Source organism: Halorarius litoreus, from assembly GCF_024362405.1.
Taxonomy (GTDB): Archaea; Halobacteriota; Halobacteria; order Halobacteriales; family Haloarculaceae; genus Halorarius; species Halorarius litoreus.
Genome location: NZ_CP101454.1, coordinates 3004620 through 3026110 on the forward strand (window position 1 = coordinate 3004620; position 21491 = coordinate 3026110).

A 21491-nucleotide genomic window follows, 5' to 3' on the forward strand; every position below is an offset into this window, starting at 1 on the left:
AGAGCGTCAGGAGAGCACCTGCCCCAACAAGGAGCCCTGTGCCCGGCGAAGCCGCTCCAGAAACGCCGACTTCGAGACGCCGAGTTCTGCTGCCACATCGCTCGCCGTGACCGCTCGGGGGACCTCGAAGTAGCCGAGTTCGTAGGCCGCACGGACTGCCTCCTCCTGTGCCGGGGTCATGTCCCAGCGTTTCGCGACGGGTTCGTCACCGTCGTCGCCGAGCGGCGAGATGCGCTCGATGGAGACGCCGACCGTCTCGCCCGCAGCCTCCAGGACGCCCTCCAGCACCTCGTGGCCGACCACCGCCCCGGCGTAGCGTTCGGTCCCGTGGGCGTGGTGCGTCGAGTCGACGAGGAACCCCACGTCGACGAGGTCGTTGACCGTACACGGCTGCTTCGACAGACAGCGGTAGTTGTGGCGGTCGCCGGCCCGCGAGCCGTGGAGATACCGGACCCTGTCGTCTGCGTCGAGGACCGAACCGACGTCGGGGTTCGTCGTGCTGAAGTGCAACAGCGTGTTGCCGTCGCTGCGCCGGAGCGGCGGCAGCGCGTCGATGGTTGCCCCCACCGTCCGCGAGGCGTCGGCGAGGGGGCACTCGTCGCCGGTCACCCGGAACTCGACGACGAGGCACTCCGAAATCATGAGAAACGTTAGTGTGAGATAGTATATAAAACCGCGCTATGAACGGGTAAGTGGCTACGGCGCTCCGGGTCGAAAGCGGCAAATATGGACATCGAGGCGGTGAAAGCACGTGCCGGCCCCCGGGAGTTCGGCCCCGGCGACGACATGCCGGAGGAGTACCGGAAGGCGGCGACCCGGATGATACAGTTCCACGCGAACAGCGAGATCATGGGCGCGTACATCGAGCGCCCGTACATCAGACAGGCGCCGAGCCTCGACCGAAAGCTCGCGGTGAGCGCACAGGTGCAGGACGAGATCGGCCACGGCCAACTGCTCTATCGCGCCGCGGAGAACCTCGGCATCAAGACGCGCGAACAGATGCTCGACGAACTCGCCAACGGTGAGGGGAAGTTCCTCAACTGCTTCCACTACCCCATCGACAGCTGGTACGAGCTGCCGATGATCATGTTCTTCGTCGACGGCGCGGCGATGCGCCGGCAGGCCACGCTCAAGCGCACCTCCTGGGAGCCGTACGCACACGCCATCGACAAGATCTGTTTCGAGGAGGGGTTCCACATCAAACACGGCGAGGACATCCTCCGCGAGATCGCCTCTGGCTCGAAGCGTGACCAGGAGCTCCTGCAGGAGGCGTTCGAGACGTGGTGGCCGCGCATCCTCCAGTTCTTCGGGCCGACCAACGACAAGTCGGTCCACGGCGGGTTCGCGATGGAGGTCGGGCTGAAGACGATGACGAACGACGACCTGCGGACCGCGTTCCTCAACGCCTACCTCCCGAAGGCCGAGAAGTACGGCCTCGAAATACCCGAGACACCGCGCGTCGAGTACGACGAGTCCGAGGAGCGCTACCACGTCGAGGAGTCGGACCTCGACTGGGAGGAGTTCGGCGAGGTCGCACGCAACGAGGACCCCACGGGTGCCGAACAGATCAACAAGCGACACCGCGCTCAGGAGGCCGTCGAGTGGGTGCGCGAGGCAATCATGGACGACTCGCCCGGCGTTGGCACGACCAGCGCCGCGGCCGACTGACCATGCGCTGGGAAGTGTTCAGACAGGAGAAGCGGAAGGACTACCACGTCCACGTCGGCGACGTCCACGCGCCGAACGCCGAACTCGCCAAGCAGTACGCGCAGGTGATGCACGCCCGCCGGAAGCCCGCGAACTCGCTGTGGGTCGTCCCCAAAGACGCGATCGAGACGGTCGACGCCGACGAACACGACGTGGCGATGGGCGGGCTCACTCAGAAGGAGTACCGCTGGGCGACGAACTACTCCACCGGCGAGATGGCCGAGGAGATCGAGGACAGCGAGCGCGAGCAGGCAGAGGCAGAGCGTGACCGCAAGGCAACGCAGGGTGACGACTGATGCTTGACCCACGGAACCTCTCCGACGCCGAGCGAGCGGCCGTCCAGGCCGAACTCGAATCCCTCGCGGACGACGAGTTCGTGATGGCCGAGCGCTACATCGACTGGCAGGTGCGCGGCCCCACGCTGGAAGCGGACCTCGCCATCGCCAACATCGCACAGGACGAGTACGGCCACGCGCGGCTCTGGTACGACCTCCTCGAGGATTTTGGCCCCACGGAACCCGAACTCATCTGGGAGCGCTCTCCCGACCGGTTCCGCCACACCACGATGGCCGAACTCGCCTTCGAGAAAGGTGACTGGGCCGACTGCGTGCTCCGTGGCTATCTCTATGACCACTTCGAGGCACTGCGGCTCGATGCGCTGCGGGAGACCTCCTATCCGAGAATCGCCGATAGAGTCGGCAAGGTCATCGGCGAGGAGCACTACCACCGCGACCACGCCGAGAACTGGCTGGAGCGCCTGACGGAGGGCAAGGACGCCTCCAGCGACGCACACCGGCGGCTCCAGTCGGCGCTCGACCGGCTCTACCCCCACGCCCAGACGATGTTCGCCCCGACCGAGGAAGAGGAGGCTATCGTCGAGTTCGGGATTCGCCCCGTTCCCCTGGCCGAACTCCGCGAGGACTGGCTCGCGGTCACGACCCCGTTCCTCGAAGGGCTGGGGCTGACGGTGCCGGAGCCAGACCTCCCCGACGTGCGTGGCCGCGATGGCTCGCACACCGCCGACTGGCAGCGACTCTACAACGAGTTCACGTACACCTACGAGATGCTCGGCCGCGAGCCCGCGAAGCTCATGGTCGACCCGGACGAGGCCGATGTCTAATCACGAGTTCGAGTCTGAGGACCCGCGGTACTGTGGCTACACCGACTACCGGGAGGGGGTCGACCCCGCGGACCTCCCTGCGACAGGCAAGGGCTCGTCCGGCGTGGAGCGCCGCGTCTGGGACGCCCTCTACGAGGTCGAGGACCCCGAGATGCCCGTCTCCATCGTCGATCTCGGGCTCATCTACGGTGTGGAAGTCGACGACGGGCACGCCCGCGTCCGGATGACCCTCACGTACACCGGCTGTCCCGCCCGGAACATGCTCCTCGACGACGTCGAGGAAGCCGCTGTGAGCGCCGAGGGCGTCGACTCTGCCGAGGTCGACCTCGTCTGGTCGCCGGAGTGGAATCTGAATCTCGTCACCGAAGCCGGCAAGCAGTCCCTCCGCGAGTTCGGGGTGAGCATATGAACTTCAGACCGGACCCCTCGACGGAGACCGAGAACACTGGCCCTGCGGCGTGTCCGTACTGCGGCGGTGAGAACACCGAACGCGAACATCCGAAGGGGCCGTCGCTCTGCCGGTCGATTCACTACTGTCACGACTGCGAGGAGCCGTTCGAAGCGATGGCGTAAGCGGCTGTTTGACCTTCCTGAAAGCACTTTACGAGCGATTCGGTAGCCGTAGGTATGCGAACCGCCGCCCTCCTCGCGACCGCGCTCGTCTTGCTGGCCGGCTGTACGGCCGGGCCCGTCGGGACCAGCGAGTCGCCAACCAAGTCACCAACACCCACCGTCTCGCCCACGACTACCTGCACCGACCACCAGCGCGAGACCGTCGACCCCGTCCGCGACGAGGTGGCGCCCAGCGACCTGCCCGACCGTCCGGGGACGCTGAACCAGTCGACCGTCCGCGCGTACGTCGTCGCCTACGAGGAAGCGTACGCCCGGAACGGCCGCCTCTCGCGTATCAGCACGCGGGTCACGACGAACGTTGGCGACGTGCGGGTCACCGAGACGGCCGACGGCTGGCGCGTCCGCCTGAACTCGCAGACGAACACGTGGGCCGCGGGCACGGAGACGGCCGACGGCACTCCGACAGTGATTCACGGTGACGGGCCACGGGTTCCGGTCACGTACTGGCTGACCGACGGCCGACTCGTCCGGGCGACCGCCGACTACGACGAGACGCCCACTCGCCAGTCGGGGCGCGTCGTCCAGTGCTTCTGACACCCGATAGCCCATTACCCCGCCCCCCCGTAGCCCGCCCATGACGCTCTACTTCGAGGACCTCTCGGTCGGCGACACGTTCGAGACGGGAGGCTACACCGTGAACAAAGACGAAATCGTCGAGTTCGCCGAGCAGTTCGACCCCCAGCCGTTCCACGTCGACGAGGAGGCCGCGAAAGACTCGATGTTCGGCGAACTCGTCGCGAGTGGACTGCACACGCTCTGCCTCTCCGTTCGGTTGTTCGTCACCGAGTTCGTGGGCGACGGCGGGCTGGCGAACATGGGTGGGCTCGGGATGGACGACCTCCAGTGGCACGAACCCGTCCGACCCGGCGACACCCTCACGCTCCGTATCGAGGTGGCGGAGAGGACCCCCTCGGAGAGCCGCGAGGACCGCGGGTACGTCTCGTTCGACCGGCGGGTGTTCACCGACGACGGGACGGAGGTGCTGTCCATCACCTCGTACAACGTCGTCCGACGGCGCGACGCGTAGTTCGGGGCTGTGACGAACGCCGGTGAGACCGCGGCCTCTTTACCACCGCGTGCCGGATTCGGGGATATGAGCGATGCGTGGTTCGACGGTCTCGACCCCGGCGACGGCGAGACCGCCACCGAACGGGTACGCGAGGGGCGAGCCGACGCCCCCGACGACTGGCCGGCGCTGGCCGTCGAGTCGGGGTTCGCGGCCGACGAAGAGGAGTACTACGACGCGCTCCACGCCGCGACGATGGCCGCGACGCGTGCCGCCGTCACCGAGGCCGAGCGCGCCGGCGACAAGCAACTCATCCACGCTGTGCGAGCGATGGACGACTGCGAACGCACGGCGAACGAACTCGCCGAACGCCTCGCTGAGTGGGCCGGCAGCCTGTTCGAAGAGGCCGGAACCGGGATCGACGGCGCCCGCGCCGTGGTCGACCGCGAGCCAGCCGACCCCACCGAACAGCGGGCGGTCGCGCTCGCTGAGCGCGTGGTGGCACTCGCCGACGAGCGGGACGACCTCCGGGCGTACATCGAGCGCACCGCACCCGAGGTCGCGCCGAACCTCGCTCACCTCGCAGGGCCGGTTCTTGCAGCACGACTGATCGCGCTCGCCGGTGGACTGGGTTCCCTCGCGAAGAAGCCCAGCGGGACGCTCCAGGTCCTGGGTGCCGAGGACGCGCTGTTCGCGCACCTCCGGGGTCGGGCGCCCTCGCCTAAACACGGCGTCATCTACACCCACGAGTACGTTCGGGGGACGCGGCGCGAAGACCGGGGAAGTGCCGCCCGCGCGCTCGCAGGGAAGCTCTCGATTGCGGCCCGGTCCGACTACTACAAGGGCGAGCTGAACCCCGACATCGAACGCCAGCTCGAAGACCGGATGGCGACCATCCGCGCCCGAGGTGAGGCCGATGAGTGACCTCCCGGCGGGCGTCGAGCGCCGCACGTTCGACGGCCGAGAGCGGCTTGCGACAGAGGGTGAACCGGTCTACGGCGAGCCCACCGACGAGGGGTGGCGGGCGTGGGACGCCCGTCGATCGAAGCTCGGTGCCATGCTGGAGAGGGGGCTGGACACGACACTCCAGGGTGGCGAGACTGTGCTCTATCTCGGGGCCGCCGCGGGGACGACCGTCTCACACGTCGCGGACTTCGCGGGGCCGACGTACGCCGTGGAGTTCGCCGCTCGGCCGGCGCGCGACCTGCTGGACGCGGCCGAGCCCCGCCCGAACCTCTTTCCGCTCCTCAAGGACGCCCGGAAGCCCGAGACGTACGCGCACGTCGTCGAGCCCTGCGACGTCATCGTGCAGGACGTCGCCACCCGGGGGCAGGCGAAGGTGGCGAACGCGAACGCGACGTTCCTCGACGAGGGAGGCGTCCTGCTCGCCGCCATCAAGGCCCGCTCCGAGGACGTGGTAGCGAACCCGAGCGAGGTGTTCGAGCGCGAACTCGACACGCTCGAAGCCGCCTACGACGTCGTCGCGACCGAGCGGCTCGAACCGTTCCACGACGACCACCTCGGCGTGGTCGCCCGGAAACGTTGAGTCGGTGAGTCCCCGGTAACGGAACCACTTTAGGCTCCGCGGTCGGACTGTTCGGCGATGGAACTCGGGTCGGCAGACGCCTTCGACCGACGGGGAACGCTCGGAGTAGAGGAGGAGTTCTACGTCGTCGACGAGCGCGGCTATCCGACGTCGGGTACCGACGAACTCGTCTACGAACTCGACCCGCCCGAGCTACTGGAGGGTCGGCTCGACCACGAACTGTTCAAGTGCGTCATCGAGACGCAGACGCCGACCTGTGAGTCGCTCTCCGAGGCGGAAACGCAACTCAACGCTGTCCGCAACGCGCTCGTCGAACACGCGGCGAGTGGTGGATTCAAGATTGCGGGGGCGGGACTCCACCCGCTCGCAATCTGGCGCGAACTGGAACACGCCGAGAAGTCACGCTACCGCGCTCAACTCGACCGCATCCAGTATCCGCAGCACCGGAACACCACCGCGGGGCTCCACGTGCACGTAGGCGTCGACGACGCCGACAAGGCGACCTGGGTCGCGAACGAACTCCGCTGGCACCTGCCAGTGATGCTCGCGCTCTCGGCGAACTCGCCGTACTGGAACGGGTTCGACACGGGGCTCGAATCGGCGCGCGCGAAGATTTTCGAGGGACTACCCAACACCGGGATCCCGACCTCGTTCGTTGGGTTCGAGGAGTACGCCGCGTTCGAGCGCCAGATGATCGAGACCGGGAGCATCAACGACCGCGGCGAACTCTGGTACGACGTTCGCCCTCACAGCGGCCACGGTACGGTCGAGGTCCGGACACCCGATGGCCAGTCCGACTCCGCCCGTGTCATGCCGTTCGTCGAGTACATCGAGGCGCTGGTCGAGGAACTCTGCGAGCAGTACGAGGACGCGAGCGACCCGTGGGAAGTGTACGAATCGACCGGGTTCGGCCCTCGCGACGGCGCCGTCGGCTGCGACCACCGTCGGGAGGTGCTGGAGGAGAACAAGTGGCGGGCGCTCCGCCACGGTCACGACGCCGAACTCCTCGACCGCAGGTCCGAAGCCCCCGTCTCGCTCGGTGAACTCGTCGACCGCGAGGCCTCGCGGCTCGGTGTCTCGGGTATCGTCGACCTCTACGAGTCCGAGTCCGGCGCGACTCGACAGCGACGGCTCCGCGAGGACGGCGTCGACGTTCTCTGCGAGTCGCTCCTGCTCTGAGTCGCGCGGTTTCTCCCCGGCGGAGCGAGGGATTTTTGCCGCGCACCCACGTTGTGTCCCACACGAGACGACGCATGTCTGCCGACGATTCCGACCCCGCCGACGAGAAGGTGCGGGAGCAACTGGAGGACCGAGCCGAGGAGCTCGACGCCCGCATCGTTGACCTGCTCGCGTGGGTGCTCGACACCGAGACCCGCGCTCGAATCTACGTCCACCTGCGCGAACACCCGAACAGCACGAGCGAGGAGATCGCCGAGGGAACCGGGCTGTACCCGAGTACGGTCCGCGAAGCGCTGGCCGAGTTGACCGCCGACGAGAAGGTCGACCGGCACAAACGCGAGTCGTCCGGGGCTGGCAACAACCCCTACGAGTACGAGGCTATCGCCCCGTCGAAGCTCGTGGGCGACGTGGTCGAGGAGGTGCAGGGTGAGCTGAACACGGTGTTCAACCTCGACGAGTTCCTCGGCGGGCAGCAGTCGAAGTCGGAGTCGAGCGAGGGCCCCGTCTCCATCGAAGTGCAGTCCGAAGACGAGTAGCGACACCACTTTATCGGGGCCCTCCCTGTCCGTAGCCATGCAGGTCGTGTTGGGTGGGACGTTCGACCCCGTCCACGACGGACACCGCGCGCTGTTCGAGCGGGCGTTCGAGTTGGGCGACGTGACGGTCGGGCTCACGAGCGACGAACTCGCGCCGCAGACACGCAACCAGGAGCGGTACGTCCGCCCCTTCGACGAGCGAAAACGTGATCTCGAGGCGGTGCTCGCGGAGCTGGCCGGCGACCGCGAGTTCGAGGTCCGCCAACTGGAAGACCCGATGGGTATCGCCACCGAACCCGGCTTCGACGTGCTCATCGTCTCGCCCGAGACGGTCGACGGAGGGAACAAGGTCAACGAGATCCGCGAGGAGAAGGGGCTCGACCCGCTCGACCTCGAAGTCGTCGAGCACGTCCGTGCGGACGACGGCGGTATCATCTCCTCGACGCGCATCGTCATCGGCGAAATCGACGAACACGGAACCCTCACACCGGAGCGTGACGGCCGCGAGGCCGACCGAAGTGAGGCCTCCGAATGAGCGAGCGGAGCGACGCCTTGGAGTAGCCGAGCGACGGTCAGACACTCACCACGACGGCGGCTCTAGTCCCGCTTCCTCCATCAACTCCTTCCAGCGTTGCTGAACCGAGAGTCGCGACACTCCGACGGCATCGGCGACGTCGCCCTGTGACCGGCCCTCGCTCGTGGTGAGCGTGGCGACGTAGATGGCGGCGGCGAGCGCGGGCTTCTTGGAGCGGTCCTCGCTCGGCACCGTCGAGAGGAACAGGTCTGCGGCACGCGAGCGGGCGTCCGCCGAGAGGTCGAGCCGTTCGGCAGCCTCGTCGAGCGTCGCCAGCCACGCCTCGTTCGCCACCTCGTCGCTCGCGCGGTACACGACCTGGCTTGGGTGGGGGGCGGCTTAATCCCAGCGGCAGGTGGGAGTTATCCGGGCTGGGTGCGTGCTGATGGGTATGACCGGCCACGTCGAGCGCCTCTGGATCACCGCCGAGGGCTCCGCCCCCATGGCGTCCGTCACGAGCGTTCGTGCGGTGCCGGGCGGGCTGGAGGGCGACCGCTACCTGAATGGAACGGGCTACTACGCCCCGATGGACGTCTGTGAAGTGACGTTCGTCGCCAGCGAGGACCTCGATGCCATCCACGAGGAGGCTGGAATCGACCTTTCGGACGGGCGGCACCGCCGGAACGTCGTGCTCCGGGGCGCAGACCTCGATGACCTGCTGAACGCCCGGTTCCGGGTCGGCGAGGCGACCTTCGAGGGAACGCGCCCCCGCCCGCCGTGTCGCCACGTCGAGGAACTCGCCGGGGAGGAGGGCGTGATGCGGGCACTCAGGGGCAAGGGTGGTATCTGTGCCGACGTGGTCGAACCCGGAACCGTCGAGGTGGGTGACGAGGTGGAGCTGTTGGAGGACCTGTCGTTCGATGGGGCTGGACTGGCCGCGGCGATTCGGTCACGGCACGAAAGCGAATAGCGTCAGGTTCTTGTCGCCCTCGGTCGGATTTCGGAGTGCGCGCGGGTAGCCAAGCCTGGAAACGGCGCAAGGCTTAGGACCTTGTCTCGTAGGAGTCCGCCGGTTCAAATCCGGTCCCGCGCATACCGCCTCGAACGGACGTGAGAGGCGTGTCTGCGCAACGAGCGGATTTGAACCCTACCAGTCGCGCGCAGCGAACGGAGTGAGCGAGCACGTCTGGTTCTGGTTCAAATCCGGTCTCGCGCTACCGCAACTCTTCGAACGTCTCGCGGACGTTCTCGATGGCGCTCTCCTTCTTCGCGGGATAGGCTTCGACCTTCGCGCGGAAGGTGATGCCGTCGCCACGTTTCACCTGGCCCCTGAACGCGGCCTGTTTGTCGAGCGTGAGGAAGAACGCACAGTTGTCGTCGACGCGGTGGTCGAGCTCGTTGAGGACGGTGTCGATGTCGTCCAGGTCGGCGAGTTTCGAGAGGACGTGGCGGACCTCGTCGGCGCGTTCGAGGCGGACGGAGAGCACGAGGATGCGGTCGCCGTGGTGGCCCTCGGTCACGACCCGTTCCAGTTCGGTGTCCTCGGGGAGGAAGGTTCGGAGGGCGTCGCCGACGCGCTTCTCGTCTTCCGTCTCGTAGCAGAACGCGCGGAGGTCGACGTAGTGGAACGGGACCGAGCTCACGGGCTTACTCTTCGTCGTCTTCGTCGGCGTCGTCCGGCGCGGCTTCGAGCGCGTCCTCGGAGATGCCGGCCTCCTGGCCGCCCTCGAAGGAGATGACGTAGTTCTCGTCGCCGAACATCGTCTCGGAGACCGTCTCGACGGTGCCGACCTCGCCGTCGAAGTCGCTGTGCTCGTCGTGCAGGACGACTTTGTCGCCTTCTTCGAAGCTCATGCGTCTGGCTTCTGCCGACCGAGCCAAAAGCCCGTCGCTTTCGGGCAACGAGGGGTCGTTCGCCCGGGTGAGCCGGTCGAAGGCTTATTGCGAGGGACGTTCGTAGCCGCGGCTATGAACGCTCGTACGTGCGCTCCGCGGTCGCGGCCGTCATCCGCCCTCCCGGCTCCATGACGGTCGACCGACTCTGGTATCTCGCGGACGAGGCGAGCCAGCAGGCCGAACAGGCGTATCACCGACTGACCGCACGCCACGATGCGACGCTCGAACCCGACTACGAACGCCGGGTCTCACGTCGCCGGTTCCGGACGCTCGCCGAGCGTATTCGGGAGACGGGGGCCCCCTACGGTGCCCACACGGTCGTCTACCGCGACTCGGGCGAGCTCCTGCTCGTGCGCCACGAGGGGGTGGACCTGTGGGTGCTTCCAGGGGGCGAGGTCGACCCCGGCGAGACGTTCCGCGAGGCCGCCGAGCGAGAACTCGCAGAGGAGGCTGGCGTCGAGGTGGCGTACGACGGGCTCGGGATGCTGGGTCGCGTCGAGGTGTCGTCGGGCGACCACGAGACGTGGGGTGTGCTCCCCGTCTTCGCGGCGGAAGCCGTGACGACCGAACCCGAGGTCGCGGACCCCGACGGCGAGATCAGCGAGGCGCGGTGGTTCGACGACCTCCCCGAGGACACCCGCGACCGCGAAGACCTCGTCGCCTGGCGCGAACGCGTGCTCTCGTAACGCTCCGGCGCTCCGTCGCGACTACCAGCTCTTGCCCTCGCGAGACTCGGCGTCGCGTCGGCGGAGTGCCGCCCGCGCGTTCGAGGCGTCGTAGCCGAACAGCACGTGCTCGCCGTACGCCTCGGCGACGTCCGTCGCGTGCAGCAGGTCGTCGATGTCGACGTTGACGGCGTACAGCTCGACGGAGATGGGGGTGTCGAGTCGGTCGGCGAACCCGCTCGCGATGACCTCCAGCCAGTAGGTCGTCGAGTACGCCATGTCGTACAGCGGAATCACGAACTCGTCGACGAGCGGTTCGAGCGCCGCGAGGTCGAGTCCCGACCGCTCGTAGAGGTGGTCGCCGTACGGGTCCGGATACAGGGTGAAGTACGTCTTGCCGGGGATGCGTTCGACCGCGTCCTCGACGAACTCGGTGATGACCGAGGCGCGCCACGCGAATCGGTCCTCGGGACCGGTCTCCGCGGGTGGGGGCCCCTCGCCGCGCTCGTGGCGCGTCTCGACCCACTGCTCGAAGGCCTGGTTACAGCGGTCACAGTAGCAGTACTCGGGGCGGGGAAAGCCCACGTCGTCGAGCCGGACGTCCTCGTTCGCGTCGGCGCAGTCCTCGATGATCTCGAGGAGCCCCTCCTTGTACCCCTCGTGGGTCGGGCAGATGTACGCCCAGTCGAAGTACGTCCGGTCGCGGGTCGCCTCCTGACCCTCCGGGTTGACGGGGACGAGGTCGGGATTCTCGGAGGCGGCGGCGTTGTCACCGAAACACGACACCATGTTCACCGCGTTCGAGAGCGGCTCGTTCGCGCGGCCGGAGACGTCCTTGACCTCGTAGAACGCGAGGTCGAACTCGGCCATGTCGACCTCCTCGGCGTTTCGGGTGACGACCCCGTAGCTCATGACACGGGGTAGCGGGGCTGGTGGGGTACGTCTTTCGAAAGAAGTGTGCGGGGTGGTGATCGGGCGGTTCAGCGGCGCGCCACGTACGCGATGGCGATGGCCGCCAGCGCGACGAGGAAGATGGCCTTCTTGGACATCGAGCGACAGGACGTGGCCCAGCGAAAAAGCCTTTCTGGTGGGTCGGTCTCGTGGCCCTCTCAGACGTCGATGTGTGCGGCGATGTCGTCGCGGATGATGGTGTCGCAGTAAGCACACCGGACGCCGTCGTCGAGCACGTCGAACGTCGACTCGATGGGCTCGTCACCCGTCGAGATGCAGTTCGCGTTCGGACACGAGAGCACGCCCTTCACGCGCTCGGGGCGCTCGACGCGGAGCTTCTCGACCACCTCGAAGTCCCGGATGATGTTGATGGTCGCCCGCGGTGCGATGAGCGAGAGCACGTCGACCTCGTTCTGCGAGAGCTCGCGCCCCTCGACCTTCACGACGTCCTTGCGGCCGAGCGCGTCGGAGGGGACGTTCATCCCGATGGAGACCTCCTCGCCCCCTGAGCCGTCGATGCCGAGGATGGCGAGCACGTTGAGCGCCTGCCCGCCGGGGACATGGTCGATGACGGTGCCGTTTTCGATCTTCGAGACGCGGAGTTCCTTCTCTGTCATAGTAGTTCGTCGAGTAGCGCCATCCGAACCGGGACGCCGTTGTGTGCCTGTTCGAAGTAGTTCGCGTGGTCCGTCGCGTCCACGTCGGGGGCGATCTCGTCGACACGGGGCAGCGGGTGCATCACGGTGAGGTCGTCTTTCGCCGACTCGAGGAGGGCGGCGTCGATGTTGTACTCACCCGCCACCTTTCGGTACTCGTTCTCGTCGGGGAACCGCTCGCGCTGGATGCGCGTGACGTACAACACGTCGAGCGTGTCGAGGACGGCCTCGACGTTCCGGTGCTCGTGGACGTCGGCGCCCGACTCGTGGAGGTCGAACCGGATGTTCCGGGGGAGTCGGAGGCTCTCCGGGGAGATGAAGTGCTGGCGAACGTCGAAGTTCGTGAGCGCCGCGGCCAGCGAGTGAACCGTCCGCCCGTACTTCAGGTCGCCCATGATACCCACCGTGATGTCGTCGAGCCCCGCGTTCTCGCGGATGGTGTAGAGGTCGAGCAGCGTCTGGGTCGGGTGCTGGCCCGCGCCGTCACCCGCGTTGATGACCGGGACGTCGACGAACTCGGAGGCGAGTTTAGCTGCCCCCTCGCTCGGATGGCGGAGAACGATGCCGTCGGCGTACCCCTCCACGACGCGCATCGTGTCGGCGAGCGACTCGCCCTTCTCCACCGACGAGGACTCGACGGGACCCATGTCGACGGCGTCGCCGCCGAGGCGCTTGATGGAGGTGTCGAAGCTCATCTTGGTCCGCGTGCTCGGCTCGAAGAAGCAGAGCGCGAGCAGCTTGCCGGCGTGGGTGTCCGCGAACGCCCCGGGGTCGCGGTCGATCTCGGCGGCGCGGTCCAACACCGCCTCGATGTCCGCCCGCGAGAGCTGTTTGGCGCTGATGACGTGGTCGTGCCGCATCGGTGAATACCGGGGTCGCACCGGTCTTGAATCTCCCGACCCGACCCGCTCGGTGGGAGGAGCCACCACGCGTCGTGCGAGCGTTGAAGTGTGATACCGCGGCCACCCACTCCATGCTCGCGGTCACCGGCGGGAAGGGTGGGGTCGGGAAGACGACGACGGCACTCGGGACCGCCCGCGCCGTGGCACAGGCTGGCCGCCGGCCAGTGGTGGTCGACGCCGACCTCGACCTGCCGAACCTCGCGGCGATGGCGGGTGTCGAACCGGACGGGCTCGGCGTTGTGTCGGCGGGAGCGCCACTCGCTGCCGCGCCGACGATCGGTGGCGTGACGGTCCTCGGCACGCAACCGGGAACCCCTCCGACCACGCTCCAGCAGGTCCTCGACCGCCTCGCCACGACCGACCGTCCTGTCCTCGTTGACTGTCCGGCAGGTGCCGGTATGCCACACGGCATCGCTCTTCGGGCCGCCACCGACTCGCTGGTGGTCACCAGGCCGAGGGAGTGTGCGCTTGCTGATGCGTTGAAGTCCTCGGTGCTCGCCCGGCGACTCGATGCACCACCGACCGCCACCGTGTTCAACGAGACGACATCGGTACCAGTAGTTGCCAGTAAGCTTGACGTTTCGTCACCGGTTGCGGTGCCGTCACACGGAACACAGAGTGTTACTACAGTTGACACTACTGCGTACCAACCCCTCCGAGATGCCGTGTAAGCACCGCATTACTGGTTACGAATTCGACAGAATATTTAACCGTACGCGGTGGGCATACAGTGCCAATGGTGGAACGGCTACGGACGGGTATAGAGGTCCTCGACCGCAAACTCGAGGGCGGTATCCCGGCCGGCAGTATCGTCACGCTCACCGCCTCTCCAGCGAGCCAGGCGGAGCTGTTCCTCTACGAACTCACGGCGACGCGTGGCACCCTCTACCTCTCGTTAAACCGAACGGGCGACGCCGTCACGTCCTCCATCGACCGCTCGCCGGCGAAGACGGGTGACCCCACAGTCCGCGACGTCGCGGGAGAGGCACCGCTCGACAACGCCACCAAACTGGTCTCGGCGCTGCCGGAGTCCTCGAACCTCATCATCGACCCACTCGACGTGCTGGAGCGACAGGAGGCCCCCCGGTTCCGCAACTTCATGAACGAGTTGCAGAACCACATCTACAACACGGGGTCGCTCGCGTTGCTCCACTGTCTCGACGGCGTCGACGTACCACACCTCCGGGACACGACGCTCCACATGTCGGACATCGTCTTCGACCTCGACACCCGAGTGAACGGTGACCGCATCGAGAACCGCCTGACGGTACCGAAGTTCCGCGGCGGCGTCGCCATCCCGGACGTCATCAAACTCGAACTCGCCGAGGAGGTCGCTATCGACACCTCGCGGGACATCGCGTAATCTCCCGCCCGAAGACACGTGGTGGCACTCGATACGACGGTCGGTGGAGACACGGTGGCCGACTGAACTCTGGCGTAGCTACGTGCACGACTAGTTCTACCGCTTCGACTCGCGCGGTCCTCGCGAGGGAGTGCGTCCGCTGGACTGACTGAAAAAACCGGGAGCCGTCCGCAGTTACTCTTCGATCTCGTCGACGATCTCGTCGGCGTCGATGTCGGCCTCTTCGAGGGCTTCCTCGATGTCAGCGCCCTCGGCGCCGCCGGCACCCATGCCGCCCATCATGCCGCCCATGCCGCCCATCATGCCGCCCATGCCGTCCAGGATCTCCTGGATGACGATGCGGTCGATGCCGGTCTTGTCGACGATCTGCTGGGCGATCTGCTGCTTCTGGAACATCCACTGCTGGTTCATCGAGAGCTGCGGGGTCGCCTCGACGTACAGCGAGGTCTTCTGGACCGTCTCGGTGACGGTCTCTGGTTCGGCGTCCTCGTCGTCCTCGTCGGGCTCCTCGACGCGGGTCTCCTCGACCTCCTCCTCCTCGATCCACATCTCGAGGTCCATGTCGAGGAACATGTTGAGCAGGCCCTCAGCCTGTTCGAGCTGGTCGGTGACCTCACCCAGGAGTTCGTACTCGTACTCGATCTCCTCGCCCGCCAGGGGATGATTGAAGTCGACGCGAGCGCGGCCCCCGATGATGGTCTCGAGGTAGCCCTGCTCGCCGTCGATCTGGACCTGTGCGCCCGGTCGGCGCGAGTCCTCGGGGATCTTGCTGGCGGCGACCGTCCGGACGTTCTCGTCGTCGTACTCGCCGAACGCCTCGCCGGCACCGAGCGTCACGGAGCCGGACTCGCCGACCTCGCGGCCGATGATGTCGTCCTCGACGCTCTGGAACAGGTGGCCCTCGCCGAGCACGATGACGCGCGGCTCGAAGGTGCCCTGGTCCGCGACGCCCTCCTCCTCGGCGACCTCCGGGTCCGTCGTGTCGACGAGCTGGTCGCCCTCGACGGTGCGGGCGGTGTAGGCGATGCGGACGAAGTCGCCGGCCTGCAGTCCGGTTGCTTCCTCCTCCGTCTCCTCGACCTCCTCGGTCTCGGCCTCGGTCTCTTCGTCTACGTCCGCCGTTTCTTCGGTCTCCTCGACCTCATCGGCTTCGTCGCTCATACTTCCACCGTCACCCGTCCGACCCTTAACAATCACGTTTCGTTCGTCGCGTGGTCGCCAGCGTTTTCTCGGTCGGTCGCGCAGCCGCAGGCGTGTACGAGGTCGAACTCAAGGTCGAGGCGGACCACGACGCGGTCCGTGCGCGACTGGACGAACTCGGGGCGACCCACGACGGGCGCGTGCAGCAGGTGGACACCTACTACGACGCGCCCCATCGGAACTTCGCCGAGACGGACGAGGCGTTTCGGCTGCGCCGAGAGCACGACGAGGCCGGCGAGACAGCTAAGCTCACCTACAAGGGGCCGCTCGTCGAGGTCGAGTCGAAGACTCGTGAGGAACACGAGGTCGAGGTGGACGACGGCGAGGAGGCCGCAGCCATCGCCGATGGGCTCGGGTTCACGCCCGCCGCGACCGTCGAGAAGGACCGCGAGTTCTACCGGCTCGACGGCTACACGGTCACGCTCGACTCGGTCGAGGGACTCGGCACCTACGTCGAAGTCGAAACCGAAGTCGAAACCGACATCGAACCCGCACGCGAGGGCGCGAAGGAACTGCTCCGACGACTGGACCTCGACCCCGACGAACAGGTCCGGACCTCGTATCTCGGGCTCCTGCTCGCTTCGTGACGCTCGTTCCCCCACACCGCCACGCCGACTGACGTGTTGATGCGCACGGGTTATCTCAACGACCGAGATTCTTTCCGTAAGTTATAGAACCGGCCGCTCGGTAGCTACGGCAATGAGTGACCGCAATATTCGCGTCGAGCCCGTCGTCGGGCGCGGCGTCGAAGACCAGGAGGTCGAGATCGTCGAGCGGAAGGGCATCGGACACCCGGACTCTATCTGCGACGGCATCGCTGAACGCGTCTCCCAGGCGCTCGCCCGGGCGTATCTCGACCGCGTCGGGAAGGTCCTGCACTTCAACACCGACGAGACGCAGCTCGTCGCCGGCACGGCGGCCCCGGCGTTCGGCGGCGGTGAGGTCGTCGAGCCCATCTACATCCTCGTCGTCGGCCGCGCGACCAAGGAGTACGAACTGGACGACGACACGGTCGTCAAGATTCCCGCCGAGAGCATCGCGCTCGAAGCCGCCCGCGAGTACCTCCGCGAGCACTTCCCGGAGCTCGACCTCGACACCGACGTCATCGTCGACGTGAAGCTCGGTGAGGGCTCGGGCGACCTGCAGACCGTCTTCGGCGAGGAGGGCGCGCAGGTCCCGATGGCCAACGACACGTCGTTCGGCGTCGGCCACGCCCCCCTCACCGAGACGGAGCAGATCGTCCTCAACACCGAGAAGCGGCTCATCGAGGACTACCCCCACGGCCACCTCGGGCAGGACATCAAGGTGATGGGCAAACGCGAGGGCGACCATATCGACGTGACGGTCGCGGCCGCGATGGTCGACGAGTACGTCGCCGACATCCACGACTACGCCGCCGCCGTCGAGTCGGTCCGGGAGTACGTCACTGACCTCGCCGCGGAGTACACCGACCGCGAGGTGACCGTCCACGTCAACACCGCCGACGACATCGACGAGGGCGCCATCTATCTCACAACCACCGGCACCTCCGCCGAGCAGGGTGACGACGGCTCCGTCGGCCGCGGTAACCGCGCGAACGGCCTCATCACTCCGAACCGCTCGATGTCGATGGAGGCCACGTCGGGCAAGAACCCCGTCAACCACATCGGGAAGATCTACAACCTGCTCTCGACGGCCATCGCCCAGGCCGTCGTCGGCGAGGTCGACGGCATCCGCGAGATCCGCATTCGGTTGCTCTCGCAGATCGGCCAGCCCATCGACCAGCCACACGTCGCCGACGCCACGCTCGTCACCGAGGACGGGGTCTCGGTCACCGATATCGAAACCGAGGTCGAGGCCATCATCGACCGCGAGCTCGCGGACGTGACGGGCATCACCGAGCGCGTGATTCACGGCGAACTCCCCACGTTCTGAACCCACCTTTTTGCACCTCGCTCGTCGCTCAAACCGCGAGCGACTCGCTCGGGCAAAAATCTGGACTAAAAAGACACTGCGAGCCTCCCTACGGTCGGCCCTTGGTCCCGACTCTCGCTACGCTCGAGTCGGCGAACCGCTCGGCGCGTGCCGCGCGCCTCGCGGATGCTTCACTCCATCTCACTGCCGACCTCAACGTCGTATCTCGACACCGAGACCGAGTCGCTCCACCCAACCTCCACCGTCGCGGTGTCGCCCGGTTCGATGCAGTCCGTGGCTCGTGCCACTGGTTCGAGCGCCGTTTCGGTCGCTCCCAGCCACCGTGACTCGTAGAACCGCACCCGAACTGGGGTGGGGCCGAGCGGCTCGCTCCCCTCGTTCTGCACCCGGACGGTCACCGCGAGGTGTGTGCCGTCGCTCGTCCACCGGGGAGAAGCCGCGTGGTCGACGGTGAGGTTTGCTGGTGCGCCGACAACCGTCCCGTTGACGCCTCGCGACGCCCGGGACAGCCCGAGCAGCCGGGTGACCGTCCGGTACATTGCCATCGACTGTTCGGCGCCGGGAGAAAAGTCCTTCCACGTCCACTCCACCGCCCGATTTATGTTATAGAGTGGAGATGTCGGGGTATGGCGTACATGGATGTCCTCGAGGAGCGTCCCGGCGTGACCGGCGTGCTGCTCGGCATCGTTCTCCGGTTCTCCGGTGACTTCGTCGCCGCACAGATCGAGACCATCGCGCTGCTGCTGTTCGCGTTCGGCGTGGTGGCCGCGCTCTACTCGGAGGGCTGGTGGCGACCGGCCGGACAGGCGCTCTCGGTCGCGGGAGCGTTCATCGTCCTCGTCGGGGCAGTGACGCAACTGCTCGCACCGCTCCTGTAAGCGAAACCGCTTTCTGCCGGCCGCATCCAGACCACGACATGACGCGGGTGTGTCTCGTCGGCACCGAGGACGTGAACCTCCGCTACGAACTCGTCTCCCGCGAGACGGCCCGCGACGCGCTCGCCACCTACGACCTCACCGAACCGTACACCAACACCGTCGGCCTCGAGACCATCAGCCTCGGGGCGGCGGTCTCGCTGTTGAACGACCTCAACTGGTATCTCGTCCGCTTCACCGACACCGCGCTCGTCTTGGAGCCATCGGTCTCAGAGACCGAGTGGCTCTCGCGAACGCTGGCCGCGGCCATCCGCGACGACGAAATCGAGCCCGAGGACTCGGGCCGGTTCCTGAAGGTGTACGGCGTGACGGGCGAGAACGAACTCGTCGAGCCGATGTTCGTCACCCGAACGGGTGAGACACTCCCCGACTACGACCTCCGCGAGGTCGAGGACACCGTCCGGGTGCGCGTCACCGAGGCCGAGTTCGGCGCGTAGTTCCCGAGCGTAATCCATTTCTCCCGGGGGCGAGACCCACTGACGATGCCCTCCGACAGTCTGCTCTCCCGCACAGTCGAGCACGCGGCCCGTGTGTGGCCGCTCCTGTTCGTCCCCGTAATCGCGACGCTGCTCGACGTCGGCCGAATCCGTAGCCTCCTCGAACCCACTCGACCCAACCCTGCGAACGGTGACTCTGTGCAGGTCACGGTCACCGAGACCGAGCGCGTCTTCAGCGTCACGTTCGGCGTTCCGCGTCCCGTCTCGACGCTCTGGTCGTTCGTGAACGCCCAGCCGAACGGTGTGTCGACCGGGATGGCCGGCTTCGACTCGATTCCGGTGTTCGTCGCCGCCCTGGTGGTCTCGGCGGTCGTCTCCGGGGTGCTCGCCGCAGGCTACCTCGGGAGTATGGAAGCCGCGCTCGACGGCCGATTCGACTTCCTCGCGGCGGTCCAGCGGTACGCCCGCCCTCTCGTCGGGTTCTCGCTGCTGGAAGCCGGCGTGGGCGTCCTGCTGGTGGCCACGGGAGCCGTCGCCATCCCGCTCATCGTCGTCGTCGCCATCGCTCTGCTGGTGTTCGCGTACCTGTTCTTCGCGACGCCGTATCTGGTCGTCATCGAGGACATCGGGCTCGCGCCGGCGCTCCGCCACTCGTTCGAGCTGGCGACGAACGACGGGCGAATTGTCGGCTTCTTCCTCGGTTACGTCCTCATCTCGGCGGTTCTCTCGGTTCCCATCTCCGCGCTCGCGTTCGCCGCGGAGCCGTTCGGACTGGCGGCGGCGATCGTCGTCAGTTCGCCGATTGCGCTCCTGTTGAACGTCGCCACGCTCCTGTTCGTCCGCGATGTCGTTGGGCAGGGCCGGTCGTCGACGGCTCAGTCGTCGTCGAACATGCCGGTCGACATGTAGCGCTCGCCGGAGTCCCAGAACACCGTGACGACGAGCGGGTCGTCGACGCCGTCGTCGACGAGTCGTTTCGCGACACGCTTGGCCGCGACGTTCGACCCGCCCGACGACTGCCCGACGAGGATGCCCTCCTCGCGGGCGAGGCGTCGGCACTCGGCTTCTGCCTCGTCGATGCTCACTTTCTCGATGCTGGTCAGTAGGTCGCGGTCGAGGTTCGGCGAGACGAATCCCGGACCCATGCCCTGGAAGCCGCCGTCACCCGGCTCCTCGCCGGAGAGGACGGCGTTATCCTCGGGTTCGACCGCCACAACGTCCATGTCGGGGAAGAACTCGCGGAGCCGCCGGCCGATGCCCGAGATGGTGCCGCCGGTGCCGACGCCGGCGACGAGCGCGTCCACCTCGCGGTCACCGACCTGCTCCAGGATTTCCGGGCCTGTGGTTCGGTAGTGGGCGTCGGGGTTCGCGGGGTTGTCGAACTGCCGGAGCTGAACGGCGCCGTGCTCTTCTTCCAGTTCGTCGGCCCGGTCCTTCGCGTCGGAGATGTCACCCTCGACGAGGTCGAGGTCAGCGCCGTACGCCCGCATGATGCGCCGTCGCTCCGGTGAGTTCGACGCCGACATCACGAGCGTCACGTCGTACCCTTTCGCGGCGCCGACCATCGCGATGCCGATGCCAGTGTTCCCGGAGGTCGGCTCGACGATGCGGTCGCCGGGTTCGAGGGCGCCCTCGCGTTCGGCGGCCTCGATCATCGCGAGCGCGGGTCGGTCTTTCGCCGACCCGCCGGGGTTCTTCGACTCGATCTTGGCAGCGATGGTGGCCCCCGGGGGCGACTCGACCTCCACGAGCGGCGACCCGATGGTCCCCAGGATGTCGTCGTTCATTGGAGGCCCTTCCGCGGTCGGACGTAAGGTGTCTACGGACACCGGCATGGCCTGCCGAACTCTTTCGGTCCTTGACGTGCAAGCTGACGGTGATGACTGGCTCCGTCGAGGAGACGTACGCCGCGGCCATCCAGCACGACCTCTACGATGGCGATGGCACCGTCGTCGGCGTCGTCCGCAAGCCGCCAGGGTGGTTCAACGCGCTCGTCGACGAGAACGTCGCCGTGCTCGGCCCGCCGGAGCCGTTGCTCGACGAGACGAAGCAGCGCCACGAGGAGCTGAAGCTCGCCGGAATGTGCGACGAGGGGGCGCACAACGCCGCGTGGGAGGAGGTCGACTTCGAGCGCCGCTACCGCGCGTTCCTCGACAGCGACGCCGACGCGCAGGCTGCCCTCGACGGCCTCATCGACCGGCTGCACGATGGCGAAGACATTGCACTCGTCTGTTTCGAAGGGGAGAACAAGCGATGTCACCGGCGCGTCCTTCGGGAGCGGCTGCTGGACAGATTGTGAGCAACGCCACGCTCAAGAGCCGTCGTCTCTCT

General features: G+C 67.0%; 32 protein-coding genes and 1 tRNA gene. 23 read left to right on the forward strand and 10 right to left on the reverse strand.

Translation table 11 applies throughout. The features are described from left to right. Positions 1 to 6: 6 nt before the first annotated feature. Positions 7 to 642 (reverse strand): helix-turn-helix domain-containing protein, encoded by a 636-nt coding sequence (locus tag NL126_RS15885; RefSeq protein ID WP_255195862.1) that lies wholly within the window; start codon positions 640 to 642, stop codon positions 7 to 9. 84 nt (positions 643 to 726) lie between these two features. Between NL126_RS15885 and paaA the strand changes: the two genes are divergently transcribed. The 12 genes from paaA (at position 727) to NL126_RS15945 (ending at position 8262) form a co-directional block, all read left to right on the forward strand. Beyond that, a complete protein-coding gene (gene paaA, locus NL126_RS15890) occupies positions 727 to 1668 on the forward strand; it encodes a 1,2-phenylacetyl-CoA epoxidase subunit PaaA (protein ID WP_255195863.1) in 942 nt (313 codons plus the stop codon). 2 nt (positions 1669 to 1670) lie between these two features. Beyond that, positions 1671 to 2003: a phenylacetic acid degradation protein PaaB gene (locus tag NL126_RS15895; protein WP_255195864.1), complete on the forward strand. Its 333-nt coding sequence runs from the start codon at positions 1671 to 1673 to the stop codon at positions 2001 to 2003. Beyond that, the gene (gene paaC, locus NL126_RS15900) at positions 2003 to 2827 is read left to right on the forward strand and encodes a 1,2-phenylacetyl-CoA epoxidase subunit PaaC (RefSeq protein ID WP_255195865.1); all 825 of its coding nucleotides are present in this window, start codon (positions 2003 to 2005) and stop codon (positions 2825 to 2827) included. Before NL126_RS15895 ends, paaC begins: the two co-directional genes overlap by 1 nt. Beyond that, on the forward strand, positions 2820 to 3236 hold the full coding sequence (gene paaD, locus NL126_RS15905; protein WP_255195866.1) for a 1,2-phenylacetyl-CoA epoxidase subunit PaaD: 417 nt from the start codon (positions 2820 to 2822) through the stop codon (positions 3234 to 3236). The genes paaC and paaD overlap by 8 nt, the downstream gene beginning before the upstream one ends. Continuing rightward, positions 3233 to 3400, forward strand: a complete 168-nt coding sequence (paaE, locus tag NL126_RS15910; RefSeq protein WP_255195867.1) for a 1,2-phenylacetyl-CoA epoxidase subunit PaaE — start codon at positions 3233 to 3235, stop codon at positions 3398 to 3400. Before paaD ends, paaE begins: the two co-directional genes overlap by 4 nt. 54 nt (positions 3401 to 3454) lie before the next feature. Continuing rightward, positions 3455 to 3994, forward strand: a complete 540-nt coding sequence (locus tag NL126_RS15915) for a hypothetical protein (protein WP_255195868.1) — start codon at positions 3455 to 3457, stop codon at positions 3992 to 3994. Positions 3995 to 4034: 40 nt separating this feature from the next. Further along, positions 4035 to 4487, forward strand: a complete 453-nt coding sequence (locus NL126_RS15920) for a MaoC family dehydratase (RefSeq protein ID WP_255195869.1) — start codon at positions 4035 to 4037, stop codon at positions 4485 to 4487. A gap of 66 nt (positions 4488 to 4553) precedes the next feature. Beyond that, positions 4554 to 5390 carry an NOP5/NOP56 family protein gene (locus tag NL126_RS15925; RefSeq protein WP_255195870.1) on the forward strand — a complete coding sequence of 279 codons (837 nt, stop codon included), beginning with the start codon at positions 4554 to 4556 and terminating at the stop codon, positions 5388 to 5390. Next, entirely contained in the window at positions 5383 to 6012 is a 630-nt protein-coding gene (locus NL126_RS15930) for a fibrillarin-like rRNA/tRNA 2'-O-methyltransferase (RefSeq protein ID WP_255195871.1), read from the forward strand. Before NL126_RS15925 ends, NL126_RS15930 begins: the two co-directional genes overlap by 8 nt. 57 nt (positions 6013 to 6069) lie before the next feature. Beyond that, on the forward strand, positions 6070 to 7191 hold the full coding sequence (locus tag NL126_RS15935) for a glutamate--cysteine ligase (RefSeq protein WP_255195872.1): 1122 nt from the start codon (positions 6070 to 6072) through the stop codon (positions 7189 to 7191). Between the two features lie 74 nt (positions 7192 to 7265). Continuing rightward, on the forward strand, positions 7266 to 7727 hold the full coding sequence (locus tag NL126_RS15940) for a winged helix-turn-helix domain-containing protein (protein ID WP_255195873.1): 462 nt from the start codon (positions 7266 to 7268) through the stop codon (positions 7725 to 7727). Between the two features lie 37 nt (positions 7728 to 7764). Further along, positions 7765 to 8262: a phosphopantetheine adenylyltransferase gene (locus tag NL126_RS15945; RefSeq protein ID WP_255195874.1), complete on the forward strand. Its 498-nt coding sequence runs from the start codon at positions 7765 to 7767 to the stop codon at positions 8260 to 8262. 45 nt (positions 8263 to 8307) lie between these two features. Here the strand turns inward: NL126_RS15945 and NL126_RS15950 are convergent, their stop codons facing one another. Beyond that, positions 8308 to 8616 carry a transcription initiation factor IIB family protein gene (locus NL126_RS15950; protein ID WP_255195875.1) on the reverse strand — a complete coding sequence of 103 codons (309 nt, stop codon included), beginning with the start codon at positions 8614 to 8616 and terminating at the stop codon, positions 8308 to 8310. Positions 8617 to 8686: 70 nt separating this feature from the next. On the opposite strand from NL126_RS15950, the gene NL126_RS15955 reads away from it, so the two are divergent. Both NL126_RS15955 and NL126_RS15960 read left to right on the forward strand, forming a co-directional pair. Continuing rightward, positions 8687 to 9211 carry an MOSC domain-containing protein gene (locus NL126_RS15955; RefSeq protein ID WP_434084147.1) on the forward strand — a complete coding sequence of 175 codons (525 nt, stop codon included), beginning with the start codon at positions 8687 to 8689 and terminating at the stop codon, positions 9209 to 9211. 39 nt (positions 9212 to 9250) lie between these two features. Next, positions 9251 to 9334 (forward strand) — tRNA-Leu (locus tag NL126_RS15960). A gap of 121 nt (positions 9335 to 9455) precedes the next feature. Here the strand turns inward: NL126_RS15960 and NL126_RS15965 are convergent. Continuing rightward, positions 9456 to 9884, reverse strand: a complete 429-nt coding sequence (locus NL126_RS15965) for an RNA-binding protein (RefSeq protein ID WP_255195877.1) — start codon at positions 9882 to 9884, stop codon at positions 9456 to 9458. 4 nt (positions 9885 to 9888) lie between these two features. Beyond that, positions 9889 to 10095 (reverse strand): DUF1918 domain-containing protein, encoded by a 207-nt coding sequence (locus tag NL126_RS15970; RefSeq protein WP_255195878.1) that lies wholly within the window; start codon positions 10093 to 10095, stop codon positions 9889 to 9891. A 170-nt stretch (positions 10096 to 10265) separates the two neighbouring features. On the opposite strand from NL126_RS15970, the gene NL126_RS15975 reads away from it, so the two are divergent. Next, complete coding sequence (locus tag NL126_RS15975) at positions 10266 to 10823, forward strand: NUDIX domain-containing protein (RefSeq protein WP_255198857.1); 558 nt, start codon at positions 10266 to 10268, stop codon at positions 10821 to 10823. Positions 10824 to 10844: 21 nt separating this feature from the next. Here the strand turns inward: NL126_RS15975 and NL126_RS15980 are convergent, their stop codons facing one another. The 3 genes from NL126_RS15980 to pyrB form a co-directional block, all read right to left on the reverse strand. Further along, a complete protein-coding gene (locus NL126_RS15980; RefSeq protein ID WP_255195879.1) occupies positions 10845 to 11714 on the reverse strand; it encodes an alpha-amylase family protein in 870 nt (289 codons plus the stop codon). 197 nt (positions 11715 to 11911) lie between these two features. Continuing rightward, positions 11912 to 12370 carry an aspartate carbamoyltransferase regulatory subunit gene (pyrI, locus tag NL126_RS15985; protein WP_255195880.1) on the reverse strand — a complete coding sequence of 153 codons (459 nt, stop codon included), beginning with the start codon at positions 12368 to 12370 and terminating at the stop codon, positions 11912 to 11914. Next, positions 12367 to 13269, reverse strand: coding sequence for an aspartate carbamoyltransferase (gene pyrB / locus NL126_RS15990; RefSeq protein WP_255195881.1), 903 nt, complete (start codon positions 13267 to 13269; stop codon positions 12367 to 12369). The genes pyrI and pyrB overlap by 4 nt, the downstream gene beginning before the upstream one ends. Positions 13270 to 13382: 113 nt before the next feature. Between pyrB and NL126_RS15995 the strand changes: the two genes are divergently transcribed. Together NL126_RS15995 and NL126_RS16000 are read left to right on the forward strand one after the other, a co-directional pair. Beyond that, positions 13383 to 13982, forward strand: a complete 600-nt coding sequence (locus NL126_RS15995; RefSeq protein ID WP_255195882.1) for a MinD/ParA family ATP-binding protein — start codon at positions 13383 to 13385, stop codon at positions 13980 to 13982. Between the two features lie 65 nt (positions 13983 to 14047). After that, positions 14048 to 14674, forward strand: a complete 627-nt coding sequence (locus tag NL126_RS16000) for an RAD55 family ATPase (protein WP_255195883.1) — start codon at positions 14048 to 14050, stop codon at positions 14672 to 14674. A 174-nt stretch (positions 14675 to 14848) separates the two neighbouring features. On the opposite strand, the gene NL126_RS16005 is transcribed toward NL126_RS16000, so the two are convergent. Further along, a complete protein-coding gene (locus NL126_RS16005; RefSeq protein WP_255195884.1) occupies positions 14849 to 15835 on the reverse strand; it encodes an FKBP-type peptidyl-prolyl cis-trans isomerase in 987 nt (328 codons plus the stop codon). Between the two features lie 92 nt (positions 15836 to 15927). Between NL126_RS16005 and cyaB the strand changes: the two genes are divergently transcribed. Further along, positions 15928 to 16461, forward strand: coding sequence for a class IV adenylate cyclase (cyaB, locus tag NL126_RS16010; RefSeq protein ID WP_255195885.1), 534 nt, complete (start codon positions 15928 to 15930; stop codon positions 16459 to 16461). Between the two features lie 112 nt (positions 16462 to 16573). Then, positions 16574 to 17788, forward strand: a complete 1215-nt coding sequence (locus NL126_RS16015) for a methionine adenosyltransferase (protein ID WP_255195886.1) — start codon at positions 16574 to 16576, stop codon at positions 17786 to 17788. Positions 17789 to 17958: 170 nt separating this feature from the next. Here the strand turns inward: NL126_RS16015 and NL126_RS16020 are convergent, their stop codons facing one another. Beyond that, positions 17959 to 18327, reverse strand: coding sequence for a hypothetical protein (locus NL126_RS16020; protein WP_255195887.1), 369 nt, complete (start codon positions 18325 to 18327; stop codon positions 17959 to 17961). A gap of 87 nt (positions 18328 to 18414) precedes the next feature. Between NL126_RS16020 and NL126_RS16025 the strand changes: the two genes are divergently transcribed. The 3 genes from NL126_RS16025 to NL126_RS16035 are packed head-to-tail and all read left to right on the forward strand — an operon-like array spanning position 18415 to position 20069. Next, complete coding sequence (locus NL126_RS16025; RefSeq protein ID WP_255195888.1) at positions 18415 to 18666, forward strand: hypothetical protein; 252 nt, start codon at positions 18415 to 18417, stop codon at positions 18664 to 18666. 38 nt (positions 18667 to 18704) lie between these two features. After that, positions 18705 to 19160, forward strand: a complete 456-nt coding sequence (locus tag NL126_RS16030; protein WP_255195889.1) for a DUF5804 family protein — start codon at positions 18705 to 18707, stop codon at positions 19158 to 19160. A gap of 45 nt (positions 19161 to 19205) precedes the next feature. Then, positions 19206 to 20069 (forward strand): hypothetical protein, encoded by an 864-nt coding sequence (locus NL126_RS16035; RefSeq protein ID WP_255195890.1) that lies wholly within the window; start codon positions 19206 to 19208, stop codon positions 20067 to 20069. Here the strand turns inward: NL126_RS16035 and NL126_RS16040 are convergent. Next, complete coding sequence (locus NL126_RS16040) at positions 20036 to 20947, reverse strand: PLP-dependent cysteine synthase family protein (RefSeq protein WP_255195891.1); 912 nt, start codon at positions 20945 to 20947, stop codon at positions 20036 to 20038. The two genes, NL126_RS16035 and NL126_RS16040, sit on opposite strands and share 34 nt — an antisense overlap. 92 nt (positions 20948 to 21039) lie before the next feature. Between NL126_RS16040 and NL126_RS16045 the strand changes: the two genes are divergently transcribed. Next, positions 21040 to 21459, forward strand: coding sequence for a DUF488 domain-containing protein (locus NL126_RS16045; RefSeq protein WP_255195892.1), 420 nt, complete (start codon positions 21040 to 21042; stop codon positions 21457 to 21459). Positions 21460 to 21491 lie beyond the last annotated feature (32 nt).

Coding starts and splice junctions, on each gene's coding strand:
- NL126_RS15885 (WP_255195862.1), bottom strand. CDS start 642: ATGATTTCGGAGTGCCTCGTCGTCGAGTTCCGGGTGACCGGCGACGAG.
- paaA (WP_255195863.1), top strand. CDS start 727: ATGGACATCGAGGCGGTGAAAGCACGTGCCGGCCCCCGGGAGTTCGGC.
- NL126_RS15895 (WP_255195864.1), top strand. CDS start 1,671: ATGCGCTGGGAAGTGTTCAGACAGGAGAAGCGGAAGGACTACCACGTC.
- paaC (WP_255195865.1), top strand. CDS start 2,003: ATGCTTGACCCACGGAACCTCTCCGACGCCGAGCGAGCGGCCGTCCAG.
- paaD (WP_255195866.1), top strand. CDS start 2,820: ATGTCTAATCACGAGTTCGAGTCTGAGGACCCGCGGTACTGTGGCTAC.
- paaE (WP_255195867.1), top strand. CDS start 3,233: ATGAACTTCAGACCGGACCCCTCGACGGAGACCGAGAACACTGGCCCT.
- NL126_RS15915 (WP_255195868.1), top strand. CDS start 3,455: ATGCGAACCGCCGCCCTCCTCGCGACCGCGCTCGTCTTGCTGGCCGGC.
- NL126_RS15920 (WP_255195869.1), top strand. CDS start 4,035: ATGACGCTCTACTTCGAGGACCTCTCGGTCGGCGACACGTTCGAGACG.
- NL126_RS15925 (WP_255195870.1), top strand. CDS start 4,554: ATGAGCGATGCGTGGTTCGACGGTCTCGACCCCGGCGACGGCGAGACC.
- NL126_RS15930 (WP_255195871.1), top strand. CDS start 5,383: ATGAGTGACCTCCCGGCGGGCGTCGAGCGCCGCACGTTCGACGGCCGA.
- NL126_RS15935 (WP_255195872.1), top strand. CDS start 6,070: ATGGAACTCGGGTCGGCAGACGCCTTCGACCGACGGGGAACGCTCGGA.
- NL126_RS15940 (WP_255195873.1), top strand. CDS start 7,266: ATGTCTGCCGACGATTCCGACCCCGCCGACGAGAAGGTGCGGGAGCAA.
- NL126_RS15945 (WP_255195874.1), top strand. CDS start 7,765: ATGCAGGTCGTGTTGGGTGGGACGTTCGACCCCGTCCACGACGGACAC.
- NL126_RS15955 (WP_434084147.1), top strand. CDS start 8,687: ATGGGTATGACCGGCCACGTCGAGCGCCTCTGGATCACCGCCGAGGGC.
- NL126_RS15970 (WP_255195878.1), bottom strand. CDS start 10,095: ATGAGCTTCGAAGAAGGCGACAAAGTCGTCCTGCACGACGAGCACAGC.
- NL126_RS15975 (WP_255198857.1), top strand. CDS start 10,266: ATGACGGTCGACCGACTCTGGTATCTCGCGGACGAGGCGAGCCAGCAG.
- NL126_RS15980 (WP_255195879.1), bottom strand. CDS start 11,714: ATGAGCTACGGGGTCGTCACCCGAAACGCCGAGGAGGTCGACATGGCC.
- pyrI (WP_255195880.1), bottom strand. CDS start 12,370: ATGACAGAGAAGGAACTCCGCGTCTCGAAGATCGAAAACGGCACCGTC.
- pyrB (WP_255195881.1), bottom strand. CDS start 13,269: ATGCGGCACGACCACGTCATCAGCGCCAAACAGCTCTCGCGGGCGGAC.
- NL126_RS15995 (WP_255195882.1), top strand. CDS start 13,383: ATGCTCGCGGTCACCGGCGGGAAGGGTGGGGTCGGGAAGACGACGACG.
- NL126_RS16000 (WP_255195883.1), top strand. CDS start 14,048: ATGGTGGAACGGCTACGGACGGGTATAGAGGTCCTCGACCGCAAACTC.
- NL126_RS16005 (WP_255195884.1), bottom strand. CDS start 15,835: ATGAGCGACGAAGCCGATGAGGTCGAGGAGACCGAAGAAACGGCGGAC.
- NL126_RS16015 (WP_255195886.1), top strand. CDS start 16,574: ATGAGTGACCGCAATATTCGCGTCGAGCCCGTCGTCGGGCGCGGCGTC.
- NL126_RS16020 (WP_255195887.1), bottom strand. CDS start 18,327: ATGTACCGGACGGTCACCCGGCTGCTCGGGCTGTCCCGGGCGTCGCGA.
- NL126_RS16025 (WP_255195888.1), top strand. CDS start 18,415: ATGGCGTACATGGATGTCCTCGAGGAGCGTCCCGGCGTGACCGGCGTG.
- NL126_RS16030 (WP_255195889.1), top strand. CDS start 18,705: ATGACGCGGGTGTGTCTCGTCGGCACCGAGGACGTGAACCTCCGCTAC.
- NL126_RS16035 (WP_255195890.1), top strand. CDS start 19,206: ATGCCCTCCGACAGTCTGCTCTCCCGCACAGTCGAGCACGCGGCCCGT.
- NL126_RS16040 (WP_255195891.1), bottom strand. CDS start 20,947: ATGAACGACGACATCCTGGGGACCATCGGGTCGCCGCTCGTGGAGGTC.
- NL126_RS16045 (WP_255195892.1), top strand. CDS start 21,040: ATGACTGGCTCCGTCGAGGAGACGTACGCCGCGGCCATCCAGCACGAC.